Source organism: Enterobacter cloacae complex sp. I3 (assembly GCF_014896175.1).
Classification (GTDB): Bacteria; Pseudomonadota; Gammaproteobacteria; order Enterobacterales; family Enterobacteriaceae; genus Enterobacter; species Enterobacter bugandensis.
Genome location: NZ_JADBQZ010000031.1, coordinates 22,973 through 31,732, shown reverse-complemented (window position 1 = coordinate 31,732; position 8,760 = coordinate 22,973). Strand labels below are relative to the sequence as shown.

The 8,760-nt window shown below is 55.8% G+C and carries 6 protein-coding genes; 3 read left to right on the top strand and 3 right to left on the bottom strand.

Annotated features, from left to right (window positions below):
* The first annotated feature begins 106 nt into the window (after positions 1 to 106).
* Positions 107 to 1,273, top strand: a complete 1,167-nt coding sequence (gene ompC, locus IM271_RS19880) for a porin OmpC (RefSeq protein ID WP_047367847.1) — start codon at positions 107 to 109, stop codon at positions 1,271 to 1,273.
* Between the two features lie 57 nt (positions 1,274 to 1,330).
* Here ompC and IM271_RS19875 read toward each other — a convergent pair whose 3' ends face one another.
* A complete protein-coding gene (locus IM271_RS19875) occupies positions 1,331 to 2,194 on the bottom strand; it encodes an N-acetylmuramic acid 6-phosphate etherase (RefSeq protein ID WP_192987309.1) in 864 nt (287 codons plus the stop codon).
* A 165-nt stretch (positions 2,195 to 2,359) separates the two neighbouring features.
* Between IM271_RS19875 and IM271_RS19870 the strand changes: the two genes are divergently transcribed.
* Both IM271_RS19870 and dcuR read left to right on the top strand, forming a co-directional pair.
* Entirely contained in the window at positions 2,360 to 3,976 is a 1,617-nt protein-coding gene (locus IM271_RS19870) for a sensor histidine kinase (RefSeq protein WP_048956477.1), read from the top strand.
* A complete protein-coding gene (gene dcuR, locus IM271_RS19865) occupies positions 3,973 to 4,692 on the top strand; it encodes a two-component system response regulator DcuR (RefSeq protein ID WP_028013719.1) in 720 nt (239 codons plus the stop codon). Before IM271_RS19870 ends, dcuR begins: the two co-directional genes overlap by 4 nt.
* Here dcuR and IM271_RS19860 read toward each other — a convergent pair.
* Together IM271_RS19860 and IM271_RS19855 are read right to left on the bottom strand one after the other, a co-directional pair.
* The gene (locus tag IM271_RS19860; RefSeq protein WP_049136353.1) at positions 4,673 to 5,635 is read right to left on the bottom strand and encodes an FAD:protein FMN transferase; all 963 of its coding nucleotides are present in this window, start codon (positions 5,633 to 5,635) and stop codon (positions 4,673 to 4,675) included. The genes dcuR and IM271_RS19860 overlap by 20 nt on opposite strands.
* A gap of 58 nt (positions 5,636 to 5,693) precedes the next feature.
* Positions 5,694 to 8,474 carry a flavocytochrome c gene (locus IM271_RS19855; protein WP_192971740.1) on the bottom strand — a complete coding sequence of 927 codons (2,781 nt, stop codon included), beginning with the start codon at positions 8,472 to 8,474 and terminating at the stop codon, positions 5,694 to 5,696.
* Between the last annotated feature and the right edge of the window lie 286 nt (positions 8,475 to 8,760).

Sequence of the window (8,760 nt, the reverse complement as noted above, 5' to 3'; positions counted from 1 at the left end):
CATTTATTTCTGAACCAAATTCACGAGCCATAGAATAGTATCAAACACGTAATTACGGAGGGTGATTACATATATTCATATAAATTATCTTTAAAGGGAATATATAATGAAAAGAAAAGTTCTGGCAATTCTTGTACCCGCATTATTAATGGCTGGCGCGGCAAACGCGGCTGAAATGTATAACAAAGACGGCAATAAAGTTGACCTGTACGGCAAGGTTGACGCGCGTCATACCTTCTCCGACAACGCGGGCGACGACGGCGACGAAACCTACGTGCAGATTGGTTTCAAAGGCGAAACACAGATTACCCGCGATCTGGTCGGTTACGGTCAGTGGGAATATAAAACCTACGCAAATGATACCGAAGATGCCGGGGATACCTCTTTCAACCGTCTGGCCTATGCGGGCCTGAAATATGGCGAATACGGTTCATTTGATTATGGCCGTAATTACGGCGTCGTGTATGACGTTGAAGCCTGGACCGATATGCTGCCGGTATTTGGTGGCGATTCCTACACCTGGACTGACAACTATATGGTTGGCCGTACCAACGGTGTTGCGACCTACCGTAATAATGATTTCTTCGGTCTGGTTGATGGCCTGAACTTCGCGCTGCAGTATCAGGGTGCTAACGAAGGCGCAAACGCTAACGAAGATCAGGAAGGCACCAAAAACGGTCACGACGACGTACGCTTCCAGAACGGCGACGGCTTCGGTATGTCTACCACCTATGACTTCGACTTCGGCCTGACGCTGGGTGCGGCGTATTCTTCCTCTGACCGTACCAACGATCAGGTTGCTTATGGCGCGGGCAACTATAACCGCTTCAGCAAATACGCAGGCGGTGACCGTGCAGACGCATGGACCGTTGGCGCAAAATATGATGCTCAAGGCGTCTACCTGGCGATGATGTACGCGGAAACCCGCAACATGACGCCGTACGGCAGCGACGGCATCGCCAACAAAACGCAGAACTTTGAAGCCGTAGCGCAATACCAGTTTGACTTCGGTCTGCGTCCATCCCTGGCGTGGGTCTATTCCAAAGGCATCGATCTGGGCGGTAACGATTATCACCCACGCAATGGCTATGACTATGTAGACCAGGATCTGGTTAACTACATCGACCTGGGCATGACCTACAACTTCAACAAGAACTTCTCCACCTACGTTGATTATAAAATCAACCTGCTGGACGAAGATGACGCCTTCTACAATGACAACGGTATTGCAACCGATGACATTGTTGGCATCGGCATGATCTACCAGTTCTGATCCCTGAAAATACTAAAGCCCGCATTTGCGGGCTTTTTTGTTTCAAGGGGCACTATTTTACGGCGCTTCCTGCAGCGCCACGCGGATAAACCCGTTATTCTGCGCCAGCAGCTCATGGGCTTTCCACGCATCAAGGCCTGTCAGCACCATCAATACCGCGGTTTTACATTGATGGTTACAGCTCTCCAGCGCGGCCTTTGCCTGCGCCCTGGTGCATCCCCCCGCCTCCATCACGATGGCGATCTGCCGTTCGGCCCATTTGGTACTGCTTGCCTCAAGATCCACGCGCAGGTTGCTGTAAACGCGCCCGGTGCGAACGGCCAGCGCGGTGGTAATCATCGAGAGGATCATTTTTTGCGCGATCCCCGCCCTGGTATTGCGATACCCGGCAACCACATCAGCCCCAAGCTCTGGGGCAATTACCATGCTTGCCAGCTGTGCTGCTTCACTTTGTGCATCACCGGTGATGACCGCAACCGGCGCTCCCAACGACCACGCATGCCGCATTGCCCCCCAGACCCACGGCGTTTTTCCGCTGACGGTCACGGCAAGCATCATATCGTGCTCACCAAATTTAATGGCCTGCAGATCAGCCACCCCGCGCTCGTAGCTCCCATCCCCCTCTTCTGCCGTCACGGCAATTACCGGCGTTTTCCCCGGCGCATACTCATCTGCAGCCTGTTGTGCGATGCAGCCTGACGGGCCCGCGCCGACAATCACCAGACGGCCGCCGTGGTTAAGCGCCGAGGCGGCGTTATCCACCGCGCGGGCGATTGTCGTTAAGCAGGGGGTTATAGCAGCAGAAATGCGTGCATCTTCCTCGTGGATAACCTTCAGCACGTCCAGCGTGGACAATCTATCTATATTCATCGTGCTGGCGTGCCGTCTTTCCTTGACTGAACCGGTAAGCGTAATGCTCATAAACAGCCTCCTTATTATGAGTACCCACACACTATAAAGTGTTTTATATAGATGACCTGCGAGTGGGGTCACGAAAAGAAGAGTAAATCGACGCTTTTACATGGCTTTAAGAAAAGCCCATCATCAGCGATAATCACTCCCTTTCTTAATCATCGCGGAGTGTTGATGAGCGATTTGCAGCCTTTCCCTCTGACGCGCAAGCGCCCCATGAAACTGTACACGCTGGTCACGTTGATGGTGTCCGCGATTATCGCCTCGGTGTTGCTGGTAGTTTTTGCGCTCTATTCCGTGCAGATCACCCGGGCGACCCGCGATGATGTAAAAGATACCGCTCTGGGCATCGCCCGCACGCTGGCCGACAGCCCGGAGATCCAGCGCGGCCTGATGCAGTCGCCGCAGGCCGACATCATTCAGCCCATCGCCAAAGCCGTTACCCAACGTAACGATCTGCTGCTTACCGTGGTGACCGACATGCGGGGGATTCGCTACTCGCACCCGAACGAGGCGCTCATCGGCCTGCATTTTATCGGCAACGATCTGGAACCCGCGCTGGAAGGCAAAGAGAATGTCTCGGTTAACCGCGGTGCTCTCGCCGAGGCGCTTCGCGTTTTCACGCCGGTCTATGACAGCCAGCACGATCAGATCGGGGTCGTCGTGGTCGGGATCTCCCTCAAAAAGGTGGAAGACCAGATAGCCCGCGGGCGGCTCAACGCGCTCTGGACGATTTTATTCAGCATATTTATGAGCTCGATGGCGATTTGGGGTCTGGTACGGGTGCTGAAGCGCATTCTTTTCGGGCTCGAACCCTATGAAATCTCCGCCCTGTTCGAACAGCGCCAGGCGATGCTGCAGTCGCTTCGCGAAGGGGTGCTGGCCGTCGATATTCACGGCCGCGTGACGATGATTAACCACGCTGCCAGAGAGATATTACTTCTTCCCTCCGGCAAGCAGACCGAAAACACCAGCGAGCCGCTGCTGGCAAGCCTGCGTGAGGTATCGAAAACCGGGATTGCGCGTCAGGATCAGGAGATCAGCTGCAACGGACGACTGCTGCTCTGCAACATGGTGCCGGTCAAAAGCCAGAATCGGGTGATCGGGGCTATCAGCACCTTCCGCGATAAAACGGAAATCAGCCAGCTGATGCAGCGTATTGATGGCATGGTCAACTACGTCGACGCCCTGCGCAGCCACACGCACGAGTTTATGAATAAACTGCATGTGATCCTGGGCCTGCTGCACATGAAGCGTTACGACAAGCTGGAGGAGTACATCATCCAGACGGCGCATAATTACCAGACGGACATTGGCACGATCCAGAGCAAGGTAAAGTCCCCGGTCGTTGCCGGATTCCTGCTGGGTAAAATCAACCGGGCGAAAGAGGCCGGCGTCACCCTGACGCTGGCGGATGAAAGCCTGATACCGGATACCGCCAGTGAAGAGCAGGTTGCGGTGCTGATCACCGCCCTTGGTAACTTAATCGAAAACGCGCTCGACGCGATGGCAGGACAGCAGGAAGGCGAGATTGGCCTGCTGCTGCATTATCAGAATGGCTGGCTCAGCTGCGAAGTCAGCGACGACGGCCCCGGCATTGATCCCACTCAGCTGGAGGCTATTTTTACTAAAGGGTTCTCAACAAAAGGTGAAAACCGCGGCGTTGGGCTGTTCCTTGCTCGCCAGCAGATCCAGAACCTGGGCGGCGATATTACCGTCGAGTCTGAGCCTGGCGTATTTACCCAATTTTTTGTTCACATCCCCTGGGATAGCGAGAGGAATATCGCGTGATAAATGTATTAATTGTCGATGATGACGCCATGGTAGCCGATCTCAACCGTCTGTACGTCAACCGTGTTGAAGGCTTCAGCTGCTGCGGCGTCGCCTCCACGCTCAATCAGGCCAGGGCCTTTATCAATAACCCCAGCCAGCCTGTCGATCTGGTGCTGCTGGACGTCTACATGCAGCAGGATAACGGGCTGGATCTGCTGCCCGATATTCGCGCGTCAGGCCGCCCGATTGATGTGATAATGATCTCCTCGGCCGCCGATGCCGCCACGATCCAGACCTCCATCCACTACGGCGTGGTGGATTATCTGATAAAGCCGTTCCAGTTCCCGCGCTTTGAAGAGGCGCTGAACGGCTGGAAGGCAAAACACAGCCTGATGGGCTCGCACCAGTATTACGAGCAGGCGGACGTCGACAGGCTGATCCACGGCGGCGCGCCGGAGCTGGCGGACACTAAAAAATTGCCGAAGGGGTTAACGCCGCAAACGCTGCGCACGATTTGCCAGTGGATTGATGGCCACCCGGAGACGGAATTTTCCACCGACGATCTGGCTAACGCTGTCAATATCTCCCGCGTCTCCTGCCGTAAGTACCTGATTTGGCTTGCGCAGATCAACATTCTGTTCACCAGCATTCACTACGGCGCCACCGGGCGGCCGGTGTATCGCTACCGCTTACAGCCGGAACAGATCGGGCTGCTCAAACAGTACTGCCAATAACGCGGTAGCTCTCGTCCAGAAGGGTAAAACGGAAGTGGTGCATCGAGGAGATCACCACTTCTTTTGTTTTGGTCACAAAGATAGCTTCAATATCGGGGCGCGCACGCAGGGCGGCACAGCCCTTTTCTACCCCCATGCCGTACATCAGCGTGGTCCAGATGTCGCCGTCAATGGAGTCTTTTGAAATGATAGTGACGCTCTCCAGCTCGTTGTCGAGCGGATACCCGGTGCGCGGATCGAGAATATGGTGATAGCGCTTGCCGTTCTGCTCGAAGTAGCGCTCGTACGTTCCCGAGGTCACCACGGAGAGGTTCTCCACCGTCATCGCACCGATCAGCGCGTCACCGGCGAACGGTTTTTTTAGCCCCACGCTCCAGCCCCCTTCCGGCGAGCCTAACGTCTGGATGTTTCCGCCGAGGTTGATCAGCCCCAGCTCAGCGCCCTCTTTGCGCAGGTAGTCCCGCACCCGGTCGGCGATATAGCCTTTGGCGATGGCCCCCAGATCAATCTCCATCCCCGATCTGGTCAGAAACACGCTGGTCTGCGCCTCATCAAGGATGACCTCCTCGGGCCGGGTTATCGCCAGCAGGGACGCAATGTCATCGGCAGGCGGAACGCTGTCTCCCTGAAAGCCAATCTTCCAGCGCTTCACCAGCGGGCCGATCGCCAGGTTAAACGCGCTGTCTTTTAGCAGGCTTGCCGCTTTGGCACAGCGGATCAGTTCAAACACCGGACGACTGACGGCAACCGGATGCTGGCCCGCCGCATGGTTGATGTCCATCACCTGGGAATGCGCGCGGTTAACGGTGAGGAGATCTTCGTACTGTTTGATCAGGCGGAAAACGCGGGACGCGAGGGCTTCATCATGGGAGAAGAGCTTCAGGAGAATGGGCGAGCCCATCAGAACGGCGGAGTAGCTGTAAACGCGATGGCTATCAGGCATTGCATGTGTCCTCAGATGTAGCCCCGGCAGGCACCGCGCCGCCGGGGAGACAGGAGCCTTACGTTCTTTTTGAGCGCATCGCCGCCTGATGTCCTGCAAGGGTACCAAAAATAATGATATCCGCCACCGCGTTACCGCCGATACGGTTGCCGCCGTGGATCCCCCCGACCACTTCACCCGCCGCAAACGCCCCCGGCAGCACGTTGTGGTTGCTGTCCAGCACGCAGGTTTCGGTGTTGATGGTCACACCGCCCATGGTGTGGTGCACGCCTGGCGCAATCTGAATAGCGTAGAAAGGCCCTTCGTTGATAGGCGCACGCAGCGCGGTGGTACGACCAAAATCGTCATCGTGCTGTTTTTCAACGAAACCGTTGTAACGTTCCAGGGTCGCGAGGAAAGCGTGGTGATCCATACCGAGCGCTTCCGCCAGCGCTTTTGGCGAGCTGGCGCTGGTCACGAAGCCTTTCGCAATATACTCATCCGCGGCTTTGTTCTTGGCACGTACGTGCTCGTCAAAGACGATGTACGCGTATTTCTCCGGCAGCGCGATGATTGACGCCGAGACTTTATCGCGGGTCGACATTTCGTTGTAGAAGCGCTCCCCTTTCTGGTTGACCAGAATCGCCCCGCCCCCGCGGATGGATTCGGAAATCAGGTACGAGGTGTTCTGCTCAACGGTTGGGTGAATTTGGATTTCTCCCATATCCACGGTGCCCGCCCCGATGCGCTCCAGCAGCGCGATGCCGCCGCCGGTTGCCCCTTTGTGGTTGGTGGTGACGAACCCTTCCAGATCCGGACGGTATTTGACGACCATCTGGCTGTTGGCGCTGAAGCCGCCCGTCGCCACGATCACGCTTTTCGCTGCCACGGTGACGGTTTCGTTCTCTTCAGTGGTCAGGCGAACCCCGGTCACTTCACCGTTCTCGAAGATGATGTCGCTGACGGAGGTATCCAGCATCACCTCGATGTTGCGTTTGTTGACGTTACGCACCAGGCCGCTGATCAGGTAGCCCCCCACCGCAGAGCCGTCTTTTGGACGGTGAGTACGGTCGATGCTCATCCCACCGGTGGTGGTGATGTCGTTCAGCATGATGCCGCGCGTTGCCAGCCACTCGATCGCCTGCGGCGCGTTCTCGACAAAGCGGCGCAGCAGTTCAGGGTTGTTCTTGTTGCCGCCGCCTTTCAGGCTTTCCTGGTAGAACAGCTCTTTGCTGTCCTGAATGCCCTTCACGCGCTGGAAGCGGGTTTCGGCGGCATTCATACCGGCAGAGGCTTTAATGGTGTTCCCGCCGATGGTCGGCATCTTCTCAACAATCAGCACGCTCGCGCCTTCGTCGTGAGCCTGAATCGCCGCCGCCAGACCGGCGCCACCGCTACCGACCACCACCACGTCCACGCTGCGGGTTTCGTTCGGGTCAACGCCCTCTTCCGCTGCCAGCGCTTTGCTGGATTTCAGCATCGCTTTAGAGACCGCTTTCTTCACCGCTTCACTCTGGCTGGTTGCACCGGTGATGGCATCCACGTGCGGGGTATTGGCGTCCAGAATGCGGGTACGGATCTCTTCAAAGCTGGTGACGAACTCAACGTCATCGCTCGGGCCAGAGGCCAGCTCGATGTCCGCAATGCGGTCGGTTTCCAGACTGACGTTAATCACCAGCTCGTTCGCGTCGTCCTGCACCTTCTCGGTGAACATGCCCGGTTTGAATTTCGATTCGCCCATGCTCATGTCGCGGATCATCGCTTCCACCAGCGAGAAGCGCCACAGCGGTTCAGGAATGCTCAGTTCCTCGCGTTTGGTGCTGTCCATAAACAGCTCAAGGCTTTCACCCGTCGCGATGCGGTCGGTCCAGTCCGGGTAGGCAATAGTGGCGCGGCCAACGGCAATCAGGTCGTAACCGTGATCCAGCGCTTCATTCACGTCTGACGCATTCACCACGCCGCCCACGCCCATCACCGGAACCTGCGCCAGCGTTTCAGAACGCATCGCGCAATATTTTTCGATCAGCGGCGTCGGGTCCTGGGTGTCGACAATGGACGGACGCAGGGTCGCGCCGACGGAGAAGTGCAGGTAGTCCACGCCGCGCGCCGCCAGTTTTTCCAGCAGGTACATGGTGTCTTCAAAGCGGATGCCCGGCACTTCCAGCTCTTCAGGGGAGAAGCGGTAGCCAATAATAAACGCGTCGTCCGCGTACTGGCGCACCATTTTGTGGGTGATGTCCAGCACCGCCAGCGGGAACTTCGCGCGGTTGTCGCGGCTGCCGCCCCACTCGTCGTCGCGCTGGTTAGAGTTTGGAGAGTAGAACTGCTGAATCAGGTAGGTGTTCGCCCCGTGGATTTCCACACCGTCAAAACCGGCCTGGATGGCGCGGCGCACGGCTTCACCAAACTTGCCGATCATGCCTTCCACTTCTTCGGCGGTCAGGGCAACCGGCGTTGCGGCACCGTCACGCGGCGCGGCCACGGCGCTTGGGCCAACCGGGGTACGGCCACCGATCAGTTTCGGATCAACCATGCGGCCACCGTGGTAGATCTGCAGCAGGGCCTTAGAGCCTTTGGATTTAATGGCCTCGGCGATTTTCGCCAGCCCGGCGATTTTCTCGTCGTTATCAATACCAATTGCGCCCGGGAAGGCGAGGCCGAGATCGTCGACGAAGCAGCACTCCACGATGATGGTGCCAATGCTTCCGGAACGGGCCCGATAGTACTCCACCAGCTCGCTGGTGACGGTGCCGTCATAATAGCCGGTACAGGTGGTCATAGGGGCCATTAACAAACGGTTTTTCAGTTCAGTGCCATTCGGTAATGTGAAGGGGCTAAGAATGCGTTCGTTAGTGCTCATAATAGAAACTCCAAACTTTTAAAAATTGAGAATTCGTTATCGGATTGATTTTTTTATTTCGTCGTTTTTTGCCGATGTCATGATATTAATATAATGATTTTTTTAGTTTCTAAAGTTATTACGTTAGTTAAAAAACTATTTAATCCCTGTGATAACACTAATAATACATTGGTGTTAGCGATTGTCATTCTGGCATTCACAATATTTTAAAATACGTTAAATAAAAAAGGGTAAAACCATTACACCAAAAACCAAAAAGACCCTTTAAAATCAACCAAATAGGAAT